General features: G+C 67.2%; 22 protein-coding genes and 1 pseudogene. 11 read left to right on the top strand and 12 right to left on the bottom strand.

Annotation, left to right across the window (positions count from 1 at the left end; genetic code table 11):
• Positions 1-62: 62 nt before the first annotated feature.
• The 4 genes and pseudogenes from FHS87_RS21705 to FHS87_RS21720 form a co-directional block, all read right to left on the bottom strand.
• Positions 63-344 (bottom strand): annotated as a pseudogene (locus FHS87_RS21705) (transposase); the annotation flags it as partial.
• A gap of 14 nt (positions 345-358) precedes the next feature.
• A complete protein-coding gene (locus FHS87_RS21710; RefSeq protein ID WP_184521541.1) occupies positions 359-814 on the bottom strand; it encodes a hypothetical protein in 456 nt (151 codons plus the stop codon).
• Positions 815-1078: 264 nt separating this feature from the next.
• The gene (locus tag FHS87_RS21715) at positions 1079-4447 is read right to left on the bottom strand and encodes a PAS domain S-box protein (protein WP_184521543.1); all 3369 of its coding nucleotides are present in this window, start codon (positions 4445-4447) and stop codon (positions 1079-1081) included.
• Positions 4448-4452: 5 nt separating this feature from the next.
• Complete coding sequence (locus tag FHS87_RS21720) at positions 4453-4650, bottom strand: type II toxin-antitoxin system ParD family antitoxin (RefSeq protein ID WP_184521546.1); 198 nt, start codon at positions 4648-4650, stop codon at positions 4453-4455.
• A gap of 905 nt (positions 4651-5555) precedes the next feature.
• On the opposite strand from FHS87_RS21720, the gene FHS87_RS21725 reads away from it, so the two are divergent.
• The 8 genes from FHS87_RS21725 (at position 5556) to FHS87_RS21760 (ending at position 12900) form a co-directional block, all read left to right on the top strand.
• Positions 5556-6416: a manganese catalase family protein gene (locus FHS87_RS21725; RefSeq protein ID WP_184521547.1), complete on the top strand. Its 861-nt coding sequence runs from the start codon at positions 5556-5558 to the stop codon at positions 6414-6416.
• Positions 6417-6722: 306 nt separating this feature from the next.
• Complete coding sequence (locus tag FHS87_RS21730) at positions 6723-8231, top strand: PAS domain S-box protein (RefSeq protein WP_184521549.1); 1509 nt, start codon at positions 6723-6725, stop codon at positions 8229-8231.
• Between the two features lie 216 nt (positions 8232-8447).
• A complete protein-coding gene (locus FHS87_RS21735; protein ID WP_184521551.1) occupies positions 8448-8630 on the top strand; it encodes a CsbD family protein in 183 nt (60 codons plus the stop codon).
• A gap of 84 nt (positions 8631-8714) precedes the next feature.
• On the top strand, positions 8715-9665 hold the full coding sequence (locus FHS87_RS21740; protein ID WP_246418613.1) for a hypothetical protein: 951 nt from the start codon (positions 8715-8717) through the stop codon (positions 9663-9665).
• Positions 9655-10164, top strand: coding sequence for a YsnF/AvaK domain-containing protein (locus FHS87_RS21745; protein WP_221300268.1), 510 nt, complete (start codon positions 9655-9657; stop codon positions 10162-10164). Before FHS87_RS21740 ends, FHS87_RS21745 begins: the two co-directional genes overlap by 11 nt.
• The gene (locus FHS87_RS21750) at positions 10161-11174 is read left to right on the top strand and encodes a YsnF/AvaK domain-containing protein (protein WP_246418614.1); all 1014 of its coding nucleotides are present in this window, start codon (positions 10161-10163) and stop codon (positions 11172-11174) included. Before FHS87_RS21745 ends, FHS87_RS21750 begins: the two co-directional genes overlap by 4 nt.
• A gap of 213 nt (positions 11175-11387) precedes the next feature.
• Complete coding sequence (locus FHS87_RS21755) at positions 11388-12308, top strand: YsnF/AvaK domain-containing protein (protein WP_246418615.1); 921 nt, start codon at positions 11388-11390, stop codon at positions 12306-12308.
• A 229-nt stretch (positions 12309-12537) separates the two neighbouring features.
• Positions 12538-12900 (top strand): response regulator, encoded by a 363-nt coding sequence (locus FHS87_RS21760; RefSeq protein ID WP_184521553.1) that lies wholly within the window; start codon positions 12538-12540, stop codon positions 12898-12900.
• Between the two features lie 34 nt (positions 12901-12934).
• Here the strand turns inward: FHS87_RS21760 and FHS87_RS21765 are convergent, their stop codons facing one another.
• From FHS87_RS21765 to FHS87_RS21790, 6 genes are all read right to left on the bottom strand, one after another.
• A complete protein-coding gene (locus FHS87_RS21765; RefSeq protein ID WP_184521555.1) occupies positions 12935-15670 on the bottom strand; it encodes a hybrid sensor histidine kinase/response regulator in 2736 nt (911 codons plus the stop codon).
• Positions 15671-15680: 10 nt separating this feature from the next.
• Entirely contained in the window at positions 15681-15896 is a 216-nt protein-coding gene (locus tag FHS87_RS21770; RefSeq protein WP_184521557.1) for a type II toxin-antitoxin system ParD family antitoxin, read from the bottom strand.
• 155 nt (positions 15897-16051) lie between these two features.
• Positions 16052-16882: an ion transporter gene (locus FHS87_RS21775; RefSeq protein WP_184521559.1), complete on the bottom strand. Its 831-nt coding sequence runs from the start codon at positions 16880-16882 to the stop codon at positions 16052-16054.
• Between the two features lie 14 nt (positions 16883-16896).
• The gene (locus tag FHS87_RS21780) at positions 16897-18192 is read right to left on the bottom strand and encodes a DUF2254 domain-containing protein (protein ID WP_184521560.1); all 1296 of its coding nucleotides are present in this window, start codon (positions 18190-18192) and stop codon (positions 16897-16899) included.
• Complete coding sequence (locus FHS87_RS21785) at positions 18189-18659, bottom strand: mechanosensitive ion channel family protein (protein WP_184521562.1); 471 nt, start codon at positions 18657-18659, stop codon at positions 18189-18191. The genes FHS87_RS21780 and FHS87_RS21785 overlap by 4 nt, the downstream gene beginning before the upstream one ends.
• A 140-nt stretch (positions 18660-18799) precedes the next feature.
• Positions 18800-19240 carry a hypothetical protein gene (locus FHS87_RS21790; protein ID WP_184521564.1) on the bottom strand — a complete coding sequence of 147 codons (441 nt, stop codon included), beginning with the start codon at positions 19238-19240 and terminating at the stop codon, positions 18800-18802.
• 465 nt (positions 19241-19705) lie between these two features.
• On the opposite strand from FHS87_RS21790, the gene FHS87_RS21795 reads away from it, so the two are divergent.
• Positions 19706-20089, top strand: a complete 384-nt coding sequence (locus tag FHS87_RS21795; RefSeq protein ID WP_221300270.1) for a thermonuclease family protein — start codon at positions 19706-19708, stop codon at positions 20087-20089.
• Between the two features lie 6 nt (positions 20090-20095).
• On the opposite strand, the gene FHS87_RS21800 is transcribed toward FHS87_RS21795, so the two are convergent.
• Together FHS87_RS21800 and FHS87_RS21805 are read right to left on the bottom strand one after the other, a co-directional pair.
• Positions 20096-20554, bottom strand: coding sequence for a hypothetical protein (locus FHS87_RS21800; protein WP_184521568.1), 459 nt, complete (start codon positions 20552-20554; stop codon positions 20096-20098).
• A 602-nt stretch (positions 20555-21156) separates the two neighbouring features.
• Positions 21157-21621 carry a DUF697 domain-containing protein gene (locus FHS87_RS21805; protein ID WP_312862069.1) on the bottom strand — a complete coding sequence of 155 codons (465 nt, stop codon included), beginning with the start codon at positions 21619-21621 and terminating at the stop codon, positions 21157-21159.
• Here FHS87_RS21805 and FHS87_RS21810 point away from each other — a divergent pair.
• The gene (locus FHS87_RS21810; RefSeq protein ID WP_184521570.1) at positions 21586-22074 is read left to right on the top strand and encodes a DUF1203 domain-containing protein; all 489 of its coding nucleotides are present in this window, start codon (positions 21586-21588) and stop codon (positions 22072-22074) included. The two genes, FHS87_RS21805 and FHS87_RS21810, sit on opposite strands and share 36 nt — an antisense overlap.
• Before the next feature lie 104 nt (positions 22075-22178).
• Entirely contained in the window at positions 22179-22397 is a 219-nt protein-coding gene (locus FHS87_RS21815) for a hypothetical protein (protein WP_184521573.1), read from the top strand.
• Positions 22398-22407 lie beyond the last annotated feature (10 nt).

Raw genomic sequence — 22407 nt, forward strand, 5'->3', positions numbered from 1 at the left:
GGCCGATGTGCCTTGTGACCGGATACGTTGGCGTAGACTGATCAGACCAGGTCGTGAAAGCCCTTGCGGACGGGGCGGGCCATACGTTTTGCCAGAACCTCCTGCAGCATCGCCTTGTCCAGGCTGAGATCGGCCACGAGTTTCTTGAGCTTCGTATTCTCTTCCTGCAGCTGCCTCAGGTGCCGCGGCTCGGACGGGCCTAGACCCCCGTACTTCTGCTTCCACCGGAAGAAGGTCGCCTCCGACACCCCCATCTTGCGGCAGACCTCCGCCACCGGCGTGCCCAGTTCCGCCTGCTTCAACGCAAAGGCGATTTGCTCCTCGGTGTAGTGGCTCTTCCTCACCGAACCGTCCTCCGTCAGGTCAACATCCCTGCCGGAAAACTCTCAGAAAGCCCGGACCAGTATCCAGGTTCAAGGTCAGTGGCGCCCACGAAGAGGTCGCTGATGAAGGGGCGTCCGGTGGCGATGGCACGGCTGATGAATGGCTCGCCAGATCCGCGCGGGAGGTCGGTGCCAAGCGGCAGGCGCGTGTTGAAGATCTGGCGGGAGTCCTCGTCCAGCATGGCCACCCAGCCACCGAAGGCGCGCCCCACCGCTCCGGCCTGTGTGTAGGCGCTCGCGATGTCGCCAGCCTCAAGGCTGGGCGACGCGGCCAGGGTGGAGAGAGCCGTCAGCGCAATCTCGACTTCGCGGTCGAGTGCGGTTGCCAGTGCCTCCGCGGTGCTGGCCAGCCCGGCCTCTTCCGAGCGGCGATAAGCAGCGCCGAGTTCCCATGTCGTGACTGCGCCGAGCAGGAGGGCTGGAGCGAGCACCAGGGCTGCAAGAAGGACGAGGTAGGTCCGCAGGCCTGCGCGTCTCGAGCCGGGCTTCTCAGGGGGCGCACCGTGGTCCGCGCGGATGGGACTGACCCTCCCGGGGCTCTCGCTGGTCCCCTCCTCCACGCTTGCGCTCATTTGGACCTTTGACCAAGTACCCTGCCGACTTCCTGTAAGCGTGAGCCTCAGCGACGGTTTCTGCTCTCTGCCTCGGAGAATGGCCTACGAGGGGGCGTCTTCGATCCTCGCCAGGATAGCCCCTCATCCACCGTTGATGAGTTCCCGGATACGGGTTGCCAGGGTCTCCATCGGGAACGGCTTGGTCAGGATGTGCATGCCAGGGTCGAGGTGCCCGTGGCTGAGCACGGCGTTCTCGGCGTACCCCGTGATGAACAGCACCTTCAGCCCGGGTCGTGACACTCGGGCCGCATCCGCCACCTCGCGTCCGTTCATGCCCCCCGGCAGCCCCACATCGGTCACCAGCAGGTCGAGCCGTACGTCCGACTGCAGCACCCGCAGCGCCGCCGGGCCATCGGCCGCCTCGATCGCCGTGTAGCCCAGGTCGGCCAGCACCTCGGTGACCAGCATGCGCACCGTGGGCTCGTCATCCACCACCAGCACCGTCTCGCCCTGCTCGGCCCCGAGTGCGCCGGCCAGCTCAGGCAGCTCCTCAGAAGGCTCCTCGGCGCCGAGGTGGCGCGGGAGGTAGAGGCACACCATCGTGCCCTGCCCGACCTCCGAGTAGATCCTCACCTGACCACCGGACTGCCGGACAAAGCCGTAGATCATAGAGAGACCCAGGCCCGTCCCCTGGCCGATGGGCTTGGTCGTGAAGAACGGGTCGAAAGCCTTGGCGATCACGTCCGGCGTCATGCCCGTCCCGGTGTCGGACACGCAGAGGGTGACGTACTGCCCCGGCGGGAGCTCACGCTCCCCCGCCGCTCGCCGGTCGAGCCACTTGTTGCCGGTCTCGACCGTGATCCTGCCGCCGCCCGGCATGGCGTCGCGGGCGTTGATGCACAGGTTCAGCAGGGCGTTCTCGAGCTGGCCGGGGTCCACCAGCGTCGTCCACAGCCCGCCCGCCTCCACCATCTCCAGGTCCACCTCGGGCCCGACCGTGCGACGGATCAGCTCCTCCATCCCCCTCACCAGCCGGTTCACGTTGGTCGGCTTCGGCTCCAGCGTCTGCTGGCGGGAGAAGGCCAGCAGGCGGTGGGTCAGCGACGCCGCCCGCTTGGCCGCACCCTGGGCGGCGTTGACGTAGCGATCGACGTCCTTGATCCGCCCCTGGCTGATACGCGTGGTCAGCAGGTCGAGGCTGCCGCTGATCGCGGTGAGCAGGTTGTTGAAGTCGTGCGCGATGCCCCCCGTCAGTTGGCCCACCGCCTCCATCTTCTGGCTCTGGCGCAGGGCAGCCTCGGTCCTCCTCAACGCCTCGGCCTGCTCCTTCTCCGCCGTAACGTCGCGTCCCGTGGCGTAGGCCATGCTGCCAGCGGGTGCAGCCACCCAGGATATCCAGCGTGTGGAGCCATCCTTGTGCCGGTAACGGTTCGCGATCCGGGGTCGCCCGCCCCGGGCGGCCAGCTCATAGGCTTCCGTGGTCTCGGGGTGGTCGTCGGGAATAACGAACTCGTTGACGTGGTGCCCGACGAGCTCCTCCGGCGTGTAGCCCAGCAGCGTGGTCCAGGTCGGATTCACGCGCCGGAACACACCGTCGAAGTCGATCACCACCAGGAGGTCCGGCGAGGTCGCCCACATCAGGTCGCGCTCGGCCGTGCGCTCCTCCACCCTGGCCTCAAGGGTCTCATTGATCTCCCGCAGCCGCCGGGCACTCTCCTGCAGCTGCAGGGCGCTTTCCCGGAGAGCGGCCTCGCCGCGGGCGCGCTCCACCGCCGTACGGGTGCGCTGGGCGGCCTCACGGATGAATGCCAGATCCTCCGCACTCCAGTGCCGGACCTTCGCGTCGTTGATGAAGAATAATGCGACGAGCTCTCCGTGCTCCAGAATAGGCACGTTGACGATCGAGCGGGCGTGGTGGGCAACGAACGCCTCACTTCCCCCCGCAGTCTGGGGGTCCAGGGTCGTGTCCGCGACGTTCATGAACTCGCCGCGCTTTAGTACGTCAATGACCTGGCCGAAGTCCCTGAGGTGCAGATTCCCGGCAATGCTGGGAACGCCGGGCGCCGTCCAGTCCCGCTCGGTCAGCATCGTTTCGGAGACAGGGTCGACAGTGGAGTAGCCCACGCGGCTCACCGACAGGACCTCGCCGATCACCTGGGTGGCGGCGTAGGCGATGTCCTTGGGATCGTCGAGGTCGTGGATGCGGTCCGACAGTGTTGCCAGTGCTGCCCGCCGCGTCTCGGCCCGCTTGCGCTCGCTCAGGTCGAGCATGGCCCCGATCATGCGGACCGCCCGGCCATCGCGCTCCCGGATGACGTAGCCACGGTCGAGCACGTCAGCGTAGCTGCCATCCGCCCGCCGGAAGCGGTACTCGTCCGTCCAACTCGTACCCCTTCCGTCGATTACCGCGTGGATGCTGCGGTCCACCCGCTCGCGGTCCTCGGGATGGATCGTTGCGAGCCACCAGTTTCCCGCCGGGTCCACCTGCTCGGGTGCCCAGCCGTAGGCGTCCTGCAGCGCCTCGTTCCAGAGGATCGTGTCGGCCCGCAGGTCCCAGTCCCAGATCACGTCGTTGGTGGCGCGCGACGCCAGCCTGTAGCGCTCGTTGAGCGCGGCCAGGGTTTCTCCAGCCAAGTGCTGCTCCGTGCGGTCGCGCATGACCTTGACGTAGCCGGCATGCGTGCCCGCCTCGTCCCGGAGCTGCATCATCTCGCCGCTGCCCCAGAAGCGGGAGCCGTCCTTACGGAGATGCCAGCGCTCGTTAATTGCCCGGCCGAACAGGCGGGTACGACCCCGCTCCGCATCCGGCGCGCCCTTCTCGCGGTCCTCCGGCGTGAAGATCCGGTCGGCGAGCTGGCCCACCATCTCCCCCTCGGTCCATCCCATCAGCTTCGAAGCACCGGGGTTCCACCCGAGCACCCCTCCTTTCAGGTCGGTGCTGATGATCGCGAAGTCGGTGACGCTGAGGAGGGTTTGGCGCTGGAGCGCTTCCGTGTGGGCCTGCTGCGCCATGGCCCGGCGTAGTTCCAACTGCCCCATGACTTGGCGGGCCAGTGCCCTAAGGATGAAGCGTTGCTGGTCCGTCAGGCCCTCGGGCCGGGGCTTGGTGTCCAGCACGCACAGGGTACCTAGGGGCAGTCCGTCAGGGGTTTCCAGCAACTCGCCAGCGTAGAACCGCAGCCCTGGCCCTGAGGTGACCAGCGGATTGCAGTTGAAGCGCTCGTCCTCGAGCAAATCCGGAATGACCAGCTCGCCGGGCTGGAGCAGCACTCGGGCGCAGATTGAATTGTCGAGTGGCATCTCCCGCACGCCAAGGCCCACCTCGGCCTTGAACCACTGGCGGTGCTCCGCGATCAGGTTCACCGCCGCCATCGGCGCTCCGAGAAGGCTGGCGGCGAGCTGCGCCAGGTCCTCAAAGCCCTGCTCGGGCGGGGTATCGAGGACGGAGTAGCGGTCCAACGCCGCCAGGCGCTCGGCATCGGTCCAGGACCGGTCCTTCTGCTCGGTCACGTAGGTCAGGGCTTCTTCTGGATGACGGTCATATGCGCCTGGGCGTGATCGAGGTGCCGTGGCGGATCAACCGCGGTGAGGAGCCGCAAACCAGCGCGGACCACCTCGCTCGCGGTCTGGTAGCGGCCCGTCGCTACCTGAATCTCGATGAAGCGTCGAAGCTCCGGCGTCAGGGAAACGGTCAATGGGTCGCTGGCAGGCATATCCGAGCTTCAGTACGGGCTGATAGGACAATCAGGTATGAGAAGGTCACACCATCGCTCGAAAACGTCCTCTTGGTGCTGAAGTTGCGGCGCATCTCCCCGATGTATCTGCTGTCCTGTTGGAGCCGGTTGCTGATGGGAGCTGCCCTTCAGAGGGTGGTCGAAAGCGGCCGGTCTGCAGGCGAGGACGGGCGCAAAAGAAACGGACATGCGGCGACGAGGCTGGATCAGAGCCGCCTATGAGTTCCTGGCGATGCAGCAGACCGATGAGGCTGGCCTCCGGGTAGTTAGCTCGCGATGCTGCGCGGGCGTATCCTAGAGCACTTCCGGCTTGCACGGACTCGCGCGTTCTAATTCAACGCTGTTGGCGGAGCAGCGAGGCCTTAGCGGTCAGCGCCTCGGCCGCGATTAAGCGGGTGCGCCAGACCGGCAGCACGGCACTGGCCAAGATCGGTGGCTGCCGTAAGCCGCTGCTGGCTGGGCAGGAGGCGTTCCTGCGGGAGCTGACGCCCCTTGTGTCTGCTGCCCAAACGGCCGGAAATGGCCCTTGAAGAAGTCGGAAGGTTCTCCCGTGAGCCAGACCACTTTCGGGTACATGGTCAGGACCAGAGTTAGGGGCAGACCAGTGTACGTGAGATCCACCATCACGGTCCGCGAGCATCGGTCGGAGGCGTAGTTGCTGACCGGGATTCGTAAGGACCAAAAGACTGCCAGATAGGTTTGTACCTGCTCGGGGGGCTCCGTGCGATCGCGGTAGAACCCAGGTTACAGCACGTACACCTCAACCGTTAGGAATTCCGGGCGTTATGGCGCTCGTGCAGGCACCTGCCGATGCCCAGCATCGGTATCGCGTCGCCCCGCCTCCCCCCCAGTCGCAATCGCATCCACGGTCATGGAGAGTCGCCATGTTCTTCGCCAACGCTCGCCTTCAGTATCCGGTCCGCGTCGATAAGCCCAACCCTGTCTTCGCGCGCGCGCTGCAGCAGGCGATCGGCGGCGTCGAGGGCGAGATCAGGGTGATGATGCAGTACCTCTTCCAGTCGTGGGGCTCCCGCGGCCCGATGAAGTACCGCGACATGCTGCTCAACACGGGCACCGAGGAGATCGGCCATGTCGAGATGCTCTCCACGGCCGTCGCGATGAACCTCGAGGGCGCGCCGCTCTCCTTCCAGGAGGAGGCATCGCGCGACCCCGTCGGCGGCGCGGTGCTCAACGGCATGAACCTCCGCCACATCCTCTCGACGGGGCTTGGCGCCACGCCGGAGAACTGCAACGGCGTGCCGTTCAACGCGAGCCACGTCTATGCAAGCGGCAATCTCGCTGCCGACATGTACGCGAACGTCGCTGCCGAGGCGACGGGCCGCGCGCTCGCCACGCGCCTCTACGGCATGACGGACGATGCCGGCATGAAGGACATGCTCTCCTTCCTGATCGCCCGCGACACGATGCACCAGCAGCAGTGGCTCGCGGTGATCGAGGAGCTGGGCGGACTGGAGGCGCAGCTGCCCATCCCGAACAGCTTCCCGCAGTCCCAGGAGAAGAGCGAGTTCGCCTACGCCTTCTTCGTCCACGACGCCGACGGCAAGGTGCCCGAGGGCCGCTGGACGACCGGTCCCTCCCTCGACGGCAAGGGCCAATTCGAGCCGATGCTCTCCAAGCCGCTGGGCGAGGTTCCCCAGCTCGCCCCCGCACGCCCCGATGGTGGCGCGCAGACCGAGCAGACCTCCACCACGCCCCCGGCCGGCGTGGCGGCAACGAAGATCTAGTTTGAGAGGGTCCGACGCGAGCTTCGCGTCGGACCTCTGAGCATTTTGGCCCAGCTCGCAGCCGAATGCGCGCGAGGAAAGGACCGGTCACCTGGCTTCGATCTGGAGTCGTTGCGCTGTGCGCAACTTCGTATACTGGAGGCCATGCACTTGAAGTCTGTTTGCGGAGGGTCACCCACTGGCGCGCGACGTGGATCCGTCGCGTCGTCGTCCGCCGAGACGCTCGGGAGCGAGCGCCCACTAACCAAACAGCTGTTAAGCCGTACGACGGTTGGGACGGTGGCCAATCAGGATCGGCACTGATAGGTGCCCAACCTACCGTCGCACCATCATGCCAACCAACAGCAACTACGACTGATCCTTGCAGCGTTGCAGGACGGCGTGATCCTGATCGAGCCCGATCAGAGCATCTCCTGGGCCAACCGGTCCGCCCTGCGGATGCACGGGGTCAGCAGCATCGCTGACCTCGGCACCACCGTCTCCGAGTACCGCAAGCGCTTCGAGCTGCGCTATCGGAACCGCCACCGGGTGCCGGAAGGTGGGTATCCGATGGAACGAGTGCTGACGGGCGAGACCTTTGACGAAGTAGTGGTCGACGTTGCTCCTGCCGGTCAGAACGAGGCGCAGTGGACGCATCGCATCCGCAGCCTGGTGCTCAACGACGCCGGTGGTGTGCCTGACTGCCTCGTTCTCATCCTGAACGACGAGACCGAGCGCTTCGACGCAGAGGAGCGCTTCGAGGCGACCTTTGCCGCCAACCCGGCGCCGGCCGTCATTCTTCGCCTCTCTGACCACCGCTACATCAAGGTCAACCGGGGCTTCCTGGAGATGACCGGATACGACGAGGGGCAGGTGATCGGCCGGTCGGCCCTCGAGATCGACGTGCTCGAGGGTGCTGCGCGGCGGGAGTTTGCCATCGAGCGGCTGCAGCAGGGTCGTACCATCCCGCAGATGGAGGCCGTGCTGCAGTTACCGGGTGGTGGCGAGAGGCGCGCGGTTGTCGCCGGGCAGCCGATCGAGGTCGGCAACACGGACTGCATGCTCTTCACCTTCGTGGACCTGGAGCGTCACAAGCTGACGGAGGACGCCCTGCGGCAGAGCGAGGACAGCTTCGCCGCCGCCCTTCGCCTGTCGCCTGTCCCGACCTTCGTCTTGGCACGTTCCGACTTGCGCGTGGTGATGGCTAACAACGCTTTTACCCGGGAGATTGGGTATCCCGAGGGGCATCTGGTCGGCAAAGGCGCCATCGAGCTTGGTCTCTGGGGCGATCTGGTGGCAGGGCAGGAGATGGAGCGGAGGCTCGAGCGGGACGGCCGTCTGCGCGGCGCCGATGTGAGCCTCCGGACCAGGGATGGCAGCCGGCTCGATTGCGTCCTCTCCGCGGAGCCTGTGACCGTCGGCGGCCGAGCCTGCCTCCTGGTGCTCGCCCAGAATGTCGCCGAGCACCGCCGCAGTGAGGCGGAGGTCGCAGCAGCCATACAGGCCGTGATGCAGGACACCGCCTGGTTCAGCCACGCGGTGCTGACAAAGCTGGCCCAGATGAAGCGCCCTCATGCTGCCGACGGGCAGGCGGCATCCGGCCTCGGCGACCTCTCGGCCCGCGGCCGCGACGTGCTCGCCCTGGTGTGCCGCGGGATGCCGGATGCGGCTATCGCCCACAAGCTCGGCATCGCGCGCAACACGGTCCGCAACCACGTCGCGGCGCTCTATCGCAAGACTGGCGTTTCCGGCCGCGCGGCCCTCGTCATTTGGGCTCGCGAGCGCGGCTTCACCGGTGGCCCGCCGCGAAAGACTCCCATGCCGACCAAAGATTAGGGCTGGCCGCGGAGGTACCCCGGACCGGGCCTCACCAGGGCGGAACCTCGCCTGCAGGTAGGATAGTGCAACGGCGCCGATAGTGTAGTGCGAACGCACTAACGCCTGTGTTCCGAGTGGTGGAACTCTGCGGCTTCGCGAGGGTTCTCGGGCTTGTGCCGCGACCCACGCGACCGAACGGATTGTGGTGTCGCTCGGGCGCCTCCGGGGGAGCAGATGAACGACGATCGTACCTCTGACGCCGCCGCCCGGGCGAAGGGCTCCGTGAAGGAGGCCATCGGCAAGCTCACTGGCGACGCCAAGGCCGAAGCAGAGGGCGCTGCCGAGAAGGCCGGGGATAGGGCTCAAGGCTCTGCGGGCAAAGCCGAGGATGGTGCCCGGAAAGCCTCGGCCACGTAGCGGGCCGGTACACCACAACCTGTGAGCGGCTCATCGGAGCAACTCAGGTCAAAGCACGTCTAGAGCAAAAAGGAAGTCCCCCTCATGCCGATGCCACCCACGCAAAGCGTGCACGACCGCACGACCGCTGCGACCGCGGTCCTGCCCGAGGGCGCGCCCTCCCTGCCGACCCGGGTTTCCTGGGGAGCGGTCATCGCCGGCGCTGTTGTCGCGCTGACCATCGGCCTCATGCTCAACGCCCTCGGTGCCGGGATCGGGGCCACGGCGGTTGACGCTACCGCCCGCGGTACGCCCTCGGCCTCGTCCTTCGGGATCGGTGCGGCGATCTGGGTGCTGGTTTCGAACCTGATCGGCCTCGCCACCGGCGGCTACGTGGCGGCCAGGCTGTCGGGCACCTCCGACAACACCGACGGCACGCTGCACGGCTTGGCCGTCTGGGGTACCACCTTCCTGATCTCCGCCGTCCTGCTGGGCAATCTGGTGTCCGGCATCGCCTCCACGGCCACCGCTGGGGCCTCCAGCCTGCTCGGTGGCGCCGCACGGGGTGCCGGGTCAGCCGTCTCCGCGGTGGGTCAGCAGGTAGCCAACCGCACTGACACGGGCACGCTGCAGTCCGCCACGCAGGGCTTGGTGGATCGCGTGCAGGGCGCGCTGAGCGGCAACGGCGGCAATCCCGCGGCCATGACCTCTGACCAGCGCAAGGCCGAGATAGGCACGCTGGTGACGCGCCGGGTCACGGACGGCCAGCTCTCCCAGTCGGATCGCGACCGCCTGAACCAGCTGGTCGCCGCCGAGTACAACATCAGCCCGCAGGATGCGCAGTCGCGGGTTCAGCAGGCAGAGCAGCAGGCCACCCAGGCCGCCCGGCAGGCCGAGGAGACCGCCCGGCGCGCGGCGGACGCCGCGGCCTCCGGAGCCTCCGTCGCCGCCTTCTCGGTTTTCGGCATCATGCTCCTGGGTGCCCTGGCCTCGGTGCTCGGTGCTCGCCGCGGTACCCGTGACCTGCTGACGTTCCGAGCTGCGCGTGTCGGCTGACCCGGACGTTCTGAGCCAGGGCGAAAACCTCGCTCGACCCTCCTCGGTCGAAGTGACCGGGGAGGCGACCGAGCAGGCCATCCCCCTGGTCGAGGAGAGCCTCCGCCTTGGCAAGCGTACCGTCGAAACCGGGCGCGTCCGCGTCTCGGTCTCGACGGAGACGGCCGAGGAGCTCGTGCGCACGACCCTGCGCACCCGGCGTGCCGAGGTGGAGCGCGTGGCCATCGATCAGGAGGTCGCGGAGGCGCCAGCCACCCGCGAGGAGAACGGTGTTCTCATCGTTCCCGTGATCGAGGAGATCCTGGTCATCGAGAAGCGCCTGATCCTCCGCGAGGAGATCCGGCTGCACTTTGTCGATGGCGAGGAGACCGTGGAGCAGGCCGTCGAGCGGCGGCTGCAGCGCGCCACAGTGGAGAGGCTACCGCCTGGGCCGGATACGCCTCCTGGGACGGTGGAATGGACTGGTACCCCCCCTGACAACACGAAGGAGACCTCATGATGACGCGCACCATTACCGCCATGTTCAGCGATCGCACTGCAGCTGATGCGGCAATCCGCCAGCTGATCCACGAGCTCGACCTCGGGTCCGATCAGGTCCGGGTTCATGCCGCCGAGACGGCGACGTCCGGGTCGACGGGCACCTCGGCCGGGGCGGATACGGGGTTCTGGGCCTCTCTGAAGGACCTCTTTGTTCCCGACGAGGACCGCGCTACCTACGCCGAGGGCATCCGGCGCGGGCAGTTCGTGGTCTCGGCCGATGTCGAGGAGGGCATGCTGGACCATGCCATGGACATCCTCGAGAACAACGGTGCCGTGGATCTCGATACCCAGGAAGCCGAGTGGCGGCAGTCGGGGTGGACCGGCGACCAGGCCGGCACCGGCACGACATCCGCCGTCGCGAGCTCGCCCACGACGCCCGAGCTGGGCGTGGTCGCGACCGGGACGGCAGCCGCGGCAACCCCGACTGCCAGCACGGCACCCGCAGCGACAGCGGCCACCACCGCCCGCACTGGTGCTGAGGAGGTCATCCCGATCGTCGAGGAGCAAGTCCGAATCGGCAAGCGCGACGTGGAGCGCGGCCGGGTGCGGGTGCGCTCCTACATTGTCGAGACCCCGGTGACCGAGCAGGTGACGCTGCGCCAGGAGCATGTGGACGTGCAGCGCCGTACCGTCGACCGGCCCGTCACCGATGCCGACCACCTGTTCCAGGAGCGGGTCATCGAGGCCACCGAGCATGCCGAGGAGGCAGTGGTGGCCAAGGAGGCCCGGGTTACCGAGGAGATGGTGATCCGCAAGGACGCGTCGGAGCGCGCACAGACGGTCAGCGACACGGTGCGCCACACCGAGGTGGAGGTCGACGATACCACCACGGAAGCGTCCCGCACCTCGACGGGAAGTGCTGGCCTCACCGGTACGACGGCCAGCAACCCGCCCGGCACGGCGGCGAGCCGTGCGGTGGACGACGCGCTCGGCACCAACATCAGCGGCACCAACCCCACCAAGCGCTGAGCACCTTCAGCCCACGAACGGTTTGGGCGGGGCACTGCCCCGCCCAGCGCCTTCGCTGGGCCAGAGCGAAACCCGTTCCCAGCACAACCCGTTCCGTGGCCACAGGCTGAGGATCATCCCTCCCTAGGCCGGTGCCCTCGTCCAGCATGATTGCCGAGCACCCAGGGGGGCTCCGCCCCAGCCCGGTTTCCGACCCCCATAGTAAGAGGCGAGATGATGACCAGAACCGTGACAGCCTATTTCCGGTCAGTAGAAACCGCTGAACAGGCCGCCTTTGGCTTGGCGAAGCAGGTCAGCGGTGTGCGGGCCCAGGTGTTCGACGCAGGAACCGCTGACACCGGTCTCAACGCCCTGTCCCTTCCCAAGGGTGACGTAGAATCCCTGCTGGAGGGAGTTCGACGGGGCGGTGCGGTCGTCTACGCCGAAGTACCGGACGATCAGTTCGATGCCGTCGCCGATGCCCTGGAGGCGAGTGGTGCCGCCGACCTCGATGAGCAAGAAGCGGCGTGGCGCCAGGAAGGATGGACAGGCTCTTCGGCCACGGGCACCGGCCAGACATCGGCTGCGGCAACCACGACAGCCGCCACCAGTGGAGCCGGAGTAACGGGGGGCCAGGTGGAGAAGCTCGGGGCAGCGACCTCCGAAGCGCGCATCCCGATCGTTGAGGAGCACATCCAGGTCGGGAAGCGCGAAGTCGAGCACGGCCGGGTGCGGGTGCGCTCCTACGTCGTCGAGATACCTGTCAAGGAGCAGGTGACCCTTCGGGAGGAGCACGTCGATGTGACCCGCCGCCCGGTCGACAGGCCGCTAACCGACGCTGAGGATGCCTTCCGCGAGCGCGTTATAGAGGCCACCGAGCATGCCGAGGAGGCGGTCGTTTCCAAGGAGGCCCGAGTCACCGAGGAGTTGGTGATCCGTAAGGAGGCCTCCGAGCGTGCCGAGACGGTCAACGGCACCGTGCGCCGCACCGAGGTGGAGGTCGAGGACAACACTACCGATAGGTCCCGTACGACGGCCGGGGCTGTCAGCACCGCTGGCTCGACCGAGGACAACCCGCCCGGTACGGCGGCGAGCCGCGCGGCGGATGACGCGCTGGGGACCAACATCAGCGGCGCAAATCCTACCAAGCGCTGAGTACTTTTGCCTTTGAGCGGGTCGGGTGGGGACGCTCTCCGCCCGGCTCCTCCATCGTGCCGACGGCCAACACACATCTCGCGATCCTGTCGATCACCGCCGGGTCATCAACGGTGCCTCTACCCGGGGCCAGATCGCTCGTCACACCAGGATCCCGAGGTGCTGCATCGCGCGTCCAAGTCGAACGTTAACCTATGAGGCAGTTGATTGCTTGGCCGAGTGGGGCGCTATGTGTGACGTGCTGGTGGTTGAAGACCAAGCGATCGTGCGGATGGTGTTGGTCGACATGTTGGAGGATGAGGGCCTCGCAGTACGCGAGGCGGCCACCCCGGAGGACGCGCTCCGATTCATGGAAGGACCCGCGGGCTGCTCCGTGCTGGTGACCGATATCGACCTTGGCGTTGCCGGGATGGATGGGTTCGTGGTCGCGGCGCGAGGTCGGCACCATACGCCGGACCTATCTGTGTTGTTTCTCTCTGGTCGTCCCAGTCATTTCAACGGGCGCTCCTACTCAGAAAAGGAGCGCACACTCATTAAGCCGTTCAGACGCGAGGAACTGCTCACTGCTGTGCGCGCCCTGCTCTCACACTGACGCGCTGCCCATCCCACCTCAGATGAAGCAACATTTACCGAGAGCGCAGAGCTCTCGATAAGCCCTCGGCCGAGTAGGGCTTCTGGATGAGTTCGAAATCCTTCGCACCGCCATTTGCGAGAACGTGACTGTAGCCGCTGGTCAGAACCACCCGCAGGCTGGGCCACCGGCGCCGGATCTCGTGCCCGAGCTCGACTCCGTCCATCCCGGGCATGACCACGTCCGAAAATACGACATCGAAGCGCCCCGCATCCTCCTCCAGCAGGTGAAGCGCAGAGGCCGCGTTCGGTGCCCAGGTGGCAACGTAGCCCATATCCTCCAGGATCTGCCGTGCGAAGTCTCCGACTTGATTGTTGTCCTCGACCAACAGCACATTCCGCCGCCCGGGCGTCAGCTCCTCAGGTTTCGGGGCTGGGAGAGATGGCGGGACGACAGCCCTGGCCTCGGCCTTGGGAAGGTAGAGGGTGAAAGTCGTGCCTCTGCCGATCCGGCTCTCGACCTGCACCTCGCCTCCAGACTGCTTGGCGAAGCCATAGACCTGCGACAATCCGAGCCCGGTGCCCTTGCCGACCTCCTTGGTCGTGAAGAAGGGCTCGAAGATCCGCTCCAGCAGTTCCGGCTCTATTCCGGAGCCCGTATCGGAGGCAGACACGGCAATGAAGTTCCCCGAGGCGCCAGCGTGCCCACGCACCGCCGGGACCGCCGCCGTGCACTTCACCCCGATAAACAGGTGACCCTCACCGCCCATCGCATCCCGAGCGTTCACCGCCAGGTTCACCAGCGCCGTCTCGAATTGGTTGGGATCTGCCTCGACATAGCAATCCAAGCACTCGGAACGAGTGTCGACCTGAATGCGCGCACCCATGAGAGAGCGGATCATCTCAGCGACATCGCGGACCTTCTCCTCGACAGGGAAGACCTCGGGACGCAGCGGCTGGCGACGCGCGAAGGCCAGGAGTTGCCCGGTGAGCTTGGCGGCCCGGTCCGCCGTGTCCGAGATCGCCTCGATATAGCGCTGCTTCTTATCCTCGGCGAGGTTAGGGCGGCGCAGCAGGCCCGCCGAAGAGCGGATGATTGTCAGGAGATTGTTGAAGTCGTGCGCGACGCCGCCGGTGAGCTGGCCGACGGCCTCGAGCTTCTGGCTCTGGCGCAGAGCATCCTCCTGTCGCCGCAGCTGCTCGGTCCGGTTCGCAACCTCTACTTCGAGGTGCTCGTTCAGACGTCGTAGCTCCCGCTCGGAGTGCCGCCGCTCGGTCACATCGAGCATGGCGCCGATCAGCCGAAGTGGCTCGCCATCAGCTCCGCGGACCATGAAGGCGCGGTCCAACACGTCGGCGTAAGTGCCGTCGGCGCGCCGGAAGCGGTACTCATCCGACCAGCGGGAGCCCGTCCCGCGGATCACAGCGTGAATGGATTGACTCACGCGCTCACGGTCGCCTGGATGGATATGCTCGATCCACCAGTCACCGTTAGGATCAACCTCCTCCGGCTTGTATCCGTAGGACTCCTGCAGGGCCTCGTTCCAGTCGACCTTATTGCCTCGTATGTCCCAGTCCCAGATAGCGTCGTTGGTGGCTCGAACTGCCAGACGGTGGCGCTCCTCGCTCTCCTGCCGACTCTCCTCGGCCTTTTTTCGGTCAGTGACGTCCTGCGCGATGCCGGCCACACGAAGGATTGCGCCGTCGGCGTCACGGATGGGGAAGCCGGTATCCCGGATCCAACGGATACCCCCATCGGGCCGCACGATCCGATACTCGACCGCGGCAATCTCGCCCTTGATCAGGCGCGGCATGGCTCCTGACACCTGCGCCCGGTCCGCGGGGTGCACCCTGTCGATCCACCTGGAGAGGTCGTTCAGGACGGCCGCACGTGGTTCGCCCCAGATATACTCATAGGCCGGGCTCAGATACTCCAGGCGCCGTGCCCGAGCATCGACGATCCAGAGCACGTCCGTGGAGTTCTCCGCGAAGCCGCGAAACCGAGCTTCGGTCTCACGCCGCTCCCTCTCAGCCTCTCGCTGCTCGGTCACGTCACGTGAGGAGGCCAGCAGGAGGTCAGGCGCCCCCTCCGCGCCCGGCACGAGGGTAACCTGCACGTCCCACCACTTCGGCGTCCCCTTGACCGTCGGGCAGTAGCCCTGAAACCGGGCAACCTGCCCACTCAAGGCTTCGGCGAGAGCCGCCTCTACCTTACCCCGCTCCTCCGCCGGCCAGAGTGACGGCCAAGCCCTCCCGCTGACGTCCTGCAATCCACCAACTTCGAGTAGCTTCAGACCCGAGCCATTCATGAAGCTCACCCGCCCATCGAGGGTGAGGAGCTTCAGGCAGTCGGGGGTGTTCTCCAGAACATTTCGCAGCAGCGCCTCGTTGGCCTCGAGCCGCTGACCGGCCTCGTGCTGCTCCGTGCGGTCCCGGACGATCTTGCAGTAGCCGATGTGCTCACCGGTCTCGCTGTCCTCGAGCCGTGTCATGGAGCCCGCTCCCCAGAAGCGGGTGCCGTCCTTGCGTAGGTGCCATCGCTCGTCCATCGCGCGGCCACTCGCCCTGGCCTTAGCCATCTCCTGTCCGCAGCCGTCCTCGGCCTGATCCTCGGGCGTGAAAATCATGCAAGCGTGCTGGCCCAAGGCCTCGGCCTCGGACCAGCCCATGGTTCGCTCGGCCGCGCTGTTCCAGCTCGTGATGACACCGTCGAGGTCGGTCGTCAGGATCGCGAAGTCCGCCGCGCTATCCAGAACGAACTGCGCCAGGCGCCCCGAGTCGATCGGTTGCATTCGGGATGGGCTAACCGGCTGCCTGCTCATCGAGCTCTCTCGTGCAAAGGCGGGGAACATCGGTTCCGTGGGACAGGATCGGCCTTCCATCGCTCCGCTCGAGCAGGCGCAGCCCAGCGCGGACGACCTCACTCGAGCTCTGGTAGCGGCCGGACGCGACCAGCCGCGAGACGAAGTCGCAGAGCTCGGCCGTGAGGGCGACATGGAGGGTATGGCGGGCGGGCATTCACACATTCTACTTGGGTGTGAGTAGGGTGTCACCCTTCACCCCGGGTCGGTTCATTACATTACGTCAACACCGCCTTCTCTGAGAGAGGCGTCGAGGCTCCTACAGCGCGCCATTGTGACCGCTATTTTGGAGCTTCGATGCCTTATGGGGCATTAGCCCCGCCCCTCCTTGCTCTCATCCGCCACACCCGGCGCGCTTTTTTCTGTGAGGTGACGGCCCACCAGCTCCCGCCGCAGTGCCGCGATCTCCTCCGACAGGCGCACGATGTCTGCCGCGCCGACCGTCTCCGCCTCCTCCGAAGCCGCGTCGCGGCCGACGAAGAAGGACGCGAAGCTCGCGGTGATGTAGCCGAACACCGCGAAGCCGTAGACGGCGAGAAGGAAGCAGAGAACCCGCCCCTCCAGTGTCCTCGGCCAGAACTCCGACCCCATGGTGGCGACCACCATCCCCGTCCACCACAGCGCGTCGGCATAGGAGGTAAAGCCACCCTCGACCTCGCTCGCCGCCTCGAAGGCTCGCATGCCGCCTGCGCCGAGGATGACGACGAGGACGGTGATGCCGAGCACGTAGATGAGGCCGCGCCGCCGCAGGCTCGCCCGCAGCGCGTTCATGCCCCGGTTCGCTGTGCCCACGATCCGCACGAGCCGGAAGCCCCGTGCCGCGCGCGCCAGCCGCAGCACCCGCACCGCCCGGAACAGCCGGAAGGCCGGCACGATCAGCGCGATCACCGTGATCCAGTTTTCCTGCAGGAAGGCGAGTTTCGCCGGGGCGAGGATGAATCGCAGCATGAACTCCGCCAGGAAGGCGACCCAGATCGCCGTCCCGAAGGTTTCCAACGCCTGTGACGTCCCCCAGGCCAGCTCCGCCACGACCAGGACGAGCCAGAGGAAAGAGAGGACGAGCATCGGCGTACGGAGCCATTCGTCCAAGTCCCGTAGCGTGCTCCAGCGTTCCTCCTGCTCTACGGTGTCCCGTGCTGCCATGGCGGCGATCCTCCTCACGACGGAGAGGGCAATGGTCCAGAGCCCCCCGGCAGGGCGGCGTGGCGTGCCTCCAGCGCGGCGAGCGCCGCGCGGTCCCGTAATCCCTCGCGGCCGGCGGCGAGCGCGAGGTTGGCGTGTCGCAGAAGAGCCGCGCGCCGCCCCGGATTGTCCTCCGCCGTGAGCACCGCGGCGAGCACGTCCAACAGATGGATGAGGACCGCCGCCGATCCCGTCCCGCTCTGGCGAACGAGGTGAAACATGGCGTCCAGTAGTCCGTCGTAGTCCGTCACCCGCCGGAACAGCACCGCCCGCCCATCTCGCAGCACCGCCGCTCCCGCCAAGTGCCGACCACATAATCTGCAGAGCGCGTCGCCCAGGTGGTCTAAGACCGCCATCGCCGTGAACGGGTCGTTGATCCCGGAGGACAGCGCGCGCACCCCAACCTCCACGAGCTGCCGGACCGCGAACTCCAGGTCCTGCGCCGCCGCCTGCCGCGGCCCGAGGGTGAGCGCCTCCCGCACCCGCTCTACCGCGTCCCCTCCCGCATCGGGAACGACCTGCGCGACGGGGACGCCACGAAAGACGTGGTCGCCCGGCCGAACGTGCAGGACGACGGCCACCCCTGCCTCCGCCGCCCAATCTGCTAATGCCGCTTCGTCGAGGGCGCGGAGGTAGCCGCCCTCCGGTAGCGCGACGACCTGCCCACCGGTTGGCGGCGGTGGCGCGGGCGGGTCGGGGCGGTCGAGGCTGAGCCGTGCGAGGGCGGCGCACAGGTCGTTGTGAACGAGGGCGATAACCGTCTCGACGTTGATGCCGGAGGCCACGTGGTGGACGAACCAGACGAGCATCGCGACGCACACCAGTGCGAGGAGAAGGGCACCCGTAACCCCGAGATGGGGGACGAAAGCCCCCTCCTCCGTCGAGCGGACGGTCCGGAGCACGACGAGCGCGTAGGCGAAAGTGCCGAGAAAGATGCCGAGCGCCGCTTGGTTCCCACCGTCGCGGACGAAGTTGCGGAGCAGCCGCGGTCCCATCTGGCCCGAGGCGAGCGTGAGGGCTGCTACGGTAATGGAGAAGACAGTTCCCGCGACGCCAATGGTGGAAGCGGCCACCGCGCTGAGGAGCGACCGCGCTCCCGCCTCACCCCCGGCGTAGATCCAGCCCTCGGGGAGGATGGACCGGAGCCATTCGGTCCCTTCGGCCCGGACCACTCCCTCTCCGAGAAGAACGCCCGCCAACACCAACATTCCGGGGCGGAGCCAGAAGGCCTCGCCGAGGGCCTCAAGTCGCTCGCGGAGGGTGCCGTTCATGGCATCGACGAGCGGGTTGCGCGCTCCTCTGCCTTGTGGTCCGACCCCCACTCCCGCCGGGTCTCCTTCCGCACGAACGATCGGGGGCGCGGCACCTCGTCCCCCGTGATCGGCCAGGCCTCACGGCGCCGGGGGCGGTCACCATGGGGCTCCTCGTTCCGATCCCGGAGGAGCGCCTGCGAGGTTGGGTAGGGCAGGCCCACGCCTGCCCCGGTCGGCGCGGCCTCCTCTGCCTTCACCGCGCCGTCGAGGGCGTGCACCGCCTCCCGCCGACGCGGCGAATCGATCCAGATGCGGGCGGTCATGTCCACCTCGGACTGTCCGAGGTCCGTCACGAGCGCCGCCGGCGGCGGGTCCAGCAGCAAGCCCCGCGTGCCGCGTAGCGCCTCCAACGAGGCGGCGAGGAGGGTGAGGAGGATCACGACACCTCCCGCGGTGCGGCCGAGCACCCCTGCGACATCAGCCATGGCCTGCCGCAGGGGGGTGCCCGCCGCCTCCCGCCCGCACCCTATGGGCGATCAGCACACCGAGGCTGAGGAGGCCGACGGCAAGCTCCCGCGGGATCGCGAGCGCCGAGGCACCGAGTTCCGTCAGCCGGTTCGTCGCCTCAGCGAACACGCGAGGGCTCCCCTGGGGATGTCACCTCATGCCCCACGCCGGGTCGGAACCGTAGCGCCAGGAGAGCGGCCACAACCGCGCCGAGCGTGTCCATCACGATGTCGATCACCGTGTCGTCCTTCCCCTTGATGACGTCGCCCGAGGCGAAGCGGTCGAAAATCCACTCCGCTACCTCCCAGAGCGCACCGACGGCGACTCCGGCGGATGCCACGAGGACAACAAAGAGAACGTCACGCCCCTCCCGGATCGCGTCGCCGAAGACGATGACCGCCAGCCAGAACGTCAGTGCGAAAATCGTTGCCGCGTGCAGCACCCGATCGAACCACCAGAAGGCGGCGTACAGGTCGAAGGCATAGCCCGCGATGTTCGCGACCAGCAGCAGGCTGGCGAGTGCCCAGGCGAGGGTGCGGCCCTCATCGGTCCTCATCATCGCCCCACTCCGCTTCTCCCGCATGGGCGTGGATCCAGGGGTATTCTCCTGCCACGTTTCCGGTCGCAACGGCGGTCCACCCCGAAGGTTGTTTGCACGGGACGCGGGCGAGGGCAGGCATGTTCTTCGACGGCTGGGCGGGGTTATCGCGGGCCGTCGTCTGGGCGCTTGAAGAAGGGATAGGGCCTTGACGCTCCTCGTGCTCTGTCGCGCTTTGTCGTCATCGAACCCGGCGTGACGGTTGCGAAGCAGTCGAACTGAGGGTGATCGAAAGATTGCTAAGGGCGGGAGTGGCCTGCTGTCGCAGCGTTAGGTCAGGCCAGTTCCCCTTCGGCACCAACCTTTCCCCAGGCATGTCTTTGGCCGATACGGAATAGCTTGAGCAGAGGGCGGCAGGCGCACGATCCGAAAATGGCATGCGGAGTCCCAGCCTTTCCGAAGGCAGCACGCGTGACACGATGGAGCATGCTCGCAGCACCGTCCCGTGTCGTCGCTATCTCCGTCCTTCTCGCCTCCCTACTGTCAGGCTTGGCTGCTTGGGCCGCCGATCTATCCGGTCGGGTCGTCGGGCTCGCGGACGGGGTACGCGTCACGGTGCAGGACACTGACCGCTACGGCCGGACGGTGGGCCGGGTCTACGCGGGGCCGGTGGACGTAAACGCCGAGATGGTCCGCCAGGGGACGGCTTGGGTGTACTGCCAGTACAGCCGCGACGCCGAGCTGCTGCGGCTGGAGACGGAGGCCAGGACCGCACGGCGCGGGCTCTGGGCGCTGCCCGAGGCGCAGCGCACGCCACCCTGGGAGTGGCGGGCCGCGGAGCGGGGCAACACGCTCCAGCCCCCGCGCTAGCCATCTTCAGGCCCGGAGCCTCTCGGTGGCTGGCAGGCGCCCGAGTGGCAGGCGAGAAACCATCGGCCGCGCGTCGGGCACGAGCTTCCAGGCACCCCGGAAGATCGACGGCGCACCTTGACCCAGTGTCATGATCCGGGAGGCGGCGCGCATCCGCTCGGCCGTCTCGGGCGTGGCAAGGTCAATGAGCAGGTCCAGAGGGGGCCTGCGCGTCTCGCGCTTCACCTCTGCCTCGGCCACCATCTGCTGCAGCACCATCGCGCCCACGGTGCGCGCGGCCTCCCTCTCGACCAGGGGTAGCGGCCAGCTCGGGTGATGGGCACCGAAGGCAGACACCGCCTCCTCCCAGGCTTGGCACTTCGGCACACCTCGCCCTGCAGCCAAGCGGTAGACGAGTTCGGCGCGGCGCGCGGCCAGCACATCGAGGTCAGGAGGCGGGGCGAGGGTGTCGTGGAGGTGGCTCATGGACAGAGCCTAATCCGCAATAGAACATAAAGGGAACACGATTCGTGCCGGCCACTATCGTCACCTAGGTCCGGGTGTGGTCTCTGCTCCGGGGTGCATCCTGCGACCCATCCCTGAGAGGTCAGTAGGCCTGGACCGTGACCTCGGCGCGGCAGCAGAGGTGGGTTCGGTCAACCCCGAGCTGGGGCGGCCTGCCAAGGCTGCCGTGAGGAAACTCCTGGTCAGATGGCCTGCTTGAGAAGGCAATACCCTCCTCTTCTGGGGAAGGGCCGCACATACCAGGAGGTCCTATGGCCAACCCGTGGGCGAAGAGGAACCCGTTGCTGAGCATGATGCTGAGCGGAGCCAACGCCTGGGCCGGAGCCGCCCGGGGCATCATGACCAGCCAGGCCAAGCGCCAGGGGGCTGTCACAGCACGCCAGGCAGCAAAGGGGGTGGCTGACCTCTGGACGGCGGCACTGACCGGCACGGCGGCCAAGAAACATGCGAGGAAGAAGTCGCGGTCCTGAGTGGCTGACGATGTGTCCCTCTGCGGCGCTCTTCCCGTAACTAAGGTTCGTAGCCCGGGCTAACGCTGTTGGCTCGGGCCGCAACACCGCTGTTCAGAGAGGAGAGCAGGCCTGCGCCGTGACGTCGGCGAGGCGCCGGAGACGGAGGGCGGCGAGGCCGGAGCCTGGGACAGTGGCGACGATCTTGCTCAGCACGGGGAGGTGGGACAGCACCCCGTCCGCCACGCCCTGGCCCAGGAGCTCGGCTCCCGAGGTGCCGGCCGCCGTCCAGACCACGCGCCGCAGCAGGGCGAGGGTCGCGGCAGCGCCGGGGCGCAGGCCGTGCAGCGCCGCCACCTGCCGCACCAGAGACAGGCCCCGCAGCGCGGCGAGAGAACCATCCAGGGCAGCGGACGGGCTGATGGCGACAAGGACGCCGCCGACCTTTTGCAGCCTCCCGCCGACCGAAACTTCGATTCGAAAGCAACAAACGGAGTTTCGCCCTCCTCGTGGCCGGTCAGATTGCGCCGAGGAGGTACTTAAATGACCGCGTTCCAGTGCATCCCCATCCCAACCGATACGGCCGAGCGTTTCCGCCGTACTGGTCGAGACGACAACGGCAACAAAATCCGCCGGATTGTCGCCACACCGGGAGGCGGCTTCCCTTGCCGCCACTGCCTGCGCCCGGCCGAGCCCGGTCAGGCCGTGCTGCTGGGGTCCTACAACCTACCGCGGCCGCGCGGCATCTACTGGACCCCCAGCCCGATCTTCCTGCACGAGGCCGCCTGCCCGCGTGCCGAGGCGCGGAACGAGGTGGCCCCGATCGTGCGCTCCAACTCCCTCGTTTCCGTCCGGGCCTACGACGCAGCGGATCAGTGCCTCTACGAGCTGGGGCAGGTCTGCGCAGGCGATGACGTAGACGCCCCGCTCCAACGGGCTCTTAGCGACCCCAGGACGGCCTTCGTGAACATCCACACGGGCCGCCCGGGCTGCTTGCTGTCCATGGTGACGCGCCTGCCCGCTGAGGCGTGACCCGAGCGCCATCCACCACCCGCCACATACGATAGACGTCAAGGTCCACCCTCATGACCGTTGGCCGATCCCCTTCCTCGTGCCTGGGCGGGCGGGAATGGGGCATGTTGCTCGCCCTCGCCCTGCTATGGGGCGGCTCCTTTCTCTTCAACGCCGTCGCCCTGCGCGACCTTCCCCCTCTCACCCTCGTCTGGCTGCGCGTGGCCCTCGCCGCGGCAACGCTGCTGGTAGTGCTGCGGTGCGGATTCCGACGGAAGTCGGCCACCGTTTCCGATTTGATGTCGGCCAGTGATTCCGAGATGAAGTCGGCCATTCCGATTTGATGTCGGCCAC

Source organism: Muricoccus pecuniae (assembly GCF_014199205.1).
In the GTDB taxonomy this organism is placed as follows: domain Bacteria; phylum Pseudomonadota; class Alphaproteobacteria; order Acetobacterales; family Acetobacteraceae; genus Roseomonas; species Roseomonas pecuniae.

What these genes read in the sequence shown, in the direction of transcription:
- FHS87_RS21720 (WP_184521546.1), bottom strand. Translation starts at nt 4,650, where the DNA reads ATGCCTGCCAGCGACCCATTGACCGTTTCCCTGACGCCGGAGCTTCGA.
- FHS87_RS21725 (WP_184521547.1), top strand. Translation starts at nt 5,556, where the DNA reads ATGTTCTTCGCCAACGCTCGCCTTCAGTATCCGGTCCGCGTCGATAAG.
- FHS87_RS21735 (WP_184521551.1), top strand. Translation starts at nt 8,448, where the DNA reads ATGAACGACGATCGTACCTCTGACGCCGCCGCCCGGGCGAAGGGCTCC.
- FHS87_RS21740 (WP_246418613.1), top strand. Translation starts at nt 8,715, where the DNA reads ATGCCGATGCCACCCACGCAAAGCGTGCACGACCGCACGACCGCTGCG.
- FHS87_RS21750 (WP_246418614.1), top strand. Translation starts at nt 10,161, where the DNA reads ATGATGACGCGCACCATTACCGCCATGTTCAGCGATCGCACTGCAGCT.
- FHS87_RS21755 (WP_246418615.1), top strand. Translation starts at nt 11,388, where the DNA reads ATGATGACCAGAACCGTGACAGCCTATTTCCGGTCAGTAGAAACCGCT.
- FHS87_RS21760 (WP_184521553.1), top strand. Translation starts at nt 12,538, where the DNA reads ATGTGTGACGTGCTGGTGGTTGAAGACCAAGCGATCGTGCGGATGGTG.
- FHS87_RS21765 (WP_184521555.1), bottom strand. Translation starts at nt 15,670, where the DNA reads ATGCAACCGATCGACTCGGGGCGCCTGGCGCAGTTCGTTCTGGATAGC.
- FHS87_RS21770 (WP_184521557.1), bottom strand. Translation starts at nt 15,896, where the DNA reads ATGCCCGCCCGCCATACCCTCCATGTCGCCCTCACGGCCGAGCTCTGC.
- FHS87_RS21775 (WP_184521559.1), bottom strand. Translation starts at nt 16,882, where the DNA reads ATGGCAGCACGGGACACCGTAGAGCAGGAGGAACGCTGGAGCACGCTA.
- FHS87_RS21780 (WP_184521560.1), bottom strand. Translation starts at nt 18,192, where the DNA reads ATGAACGGCACCCTCCGCGAGCGACTTGAGGCCCTCGGCGAGGCCTTC.
- FHS87_RS21785 (WP_184521562.1), bottom strand. Translation starts at nt 18,659, where the DNA reads ATGGCTGATGTCGCAGGGGTGCTCGGCCGCACCGCGGGAGGTGTCGTG.
- FHS87_RS21790 (WP_184521564.1), bottom strand. Translation starts at nt 19,240, where the DNA reads ATGATGAGGACCGATGAGGGCCGCACCCTCGCCTGGGCACTCGCCAGC.
- FHS87_RS21795 (WP_221300270.1), top strand. Translation starts at nt 19,706, where the DNA reads ATGCTCGCAGCACCGTCCCGTGTCGTCGCTATCTCCGTCCTTCTCGCC.
- FHS87_RS21800 (WP_184521568.1), bottom strand. Translation starts at nt 20,554, where the DNA reads ATGAGCCACCTCCACGACACCCTCGCCCCGCCTCCTGACCTCGATGTG.
- FHS87_RS21810 (WP_184521570.1), top strand. Translation starts at nt 21,586, where the DNA reads ATGACCGCGTTCCAGTGCATCCCCATCCCAACCGATACGGCCGAGCGT.
- FHS87_RS21815 (WP_184521573.1), top strand. Translation starts at nt 22,179, where the DNA reads ATGTTGCTCGCCCTCGCCCTGCTATGGGGCGGCTCCTTTCTCTTCAAC.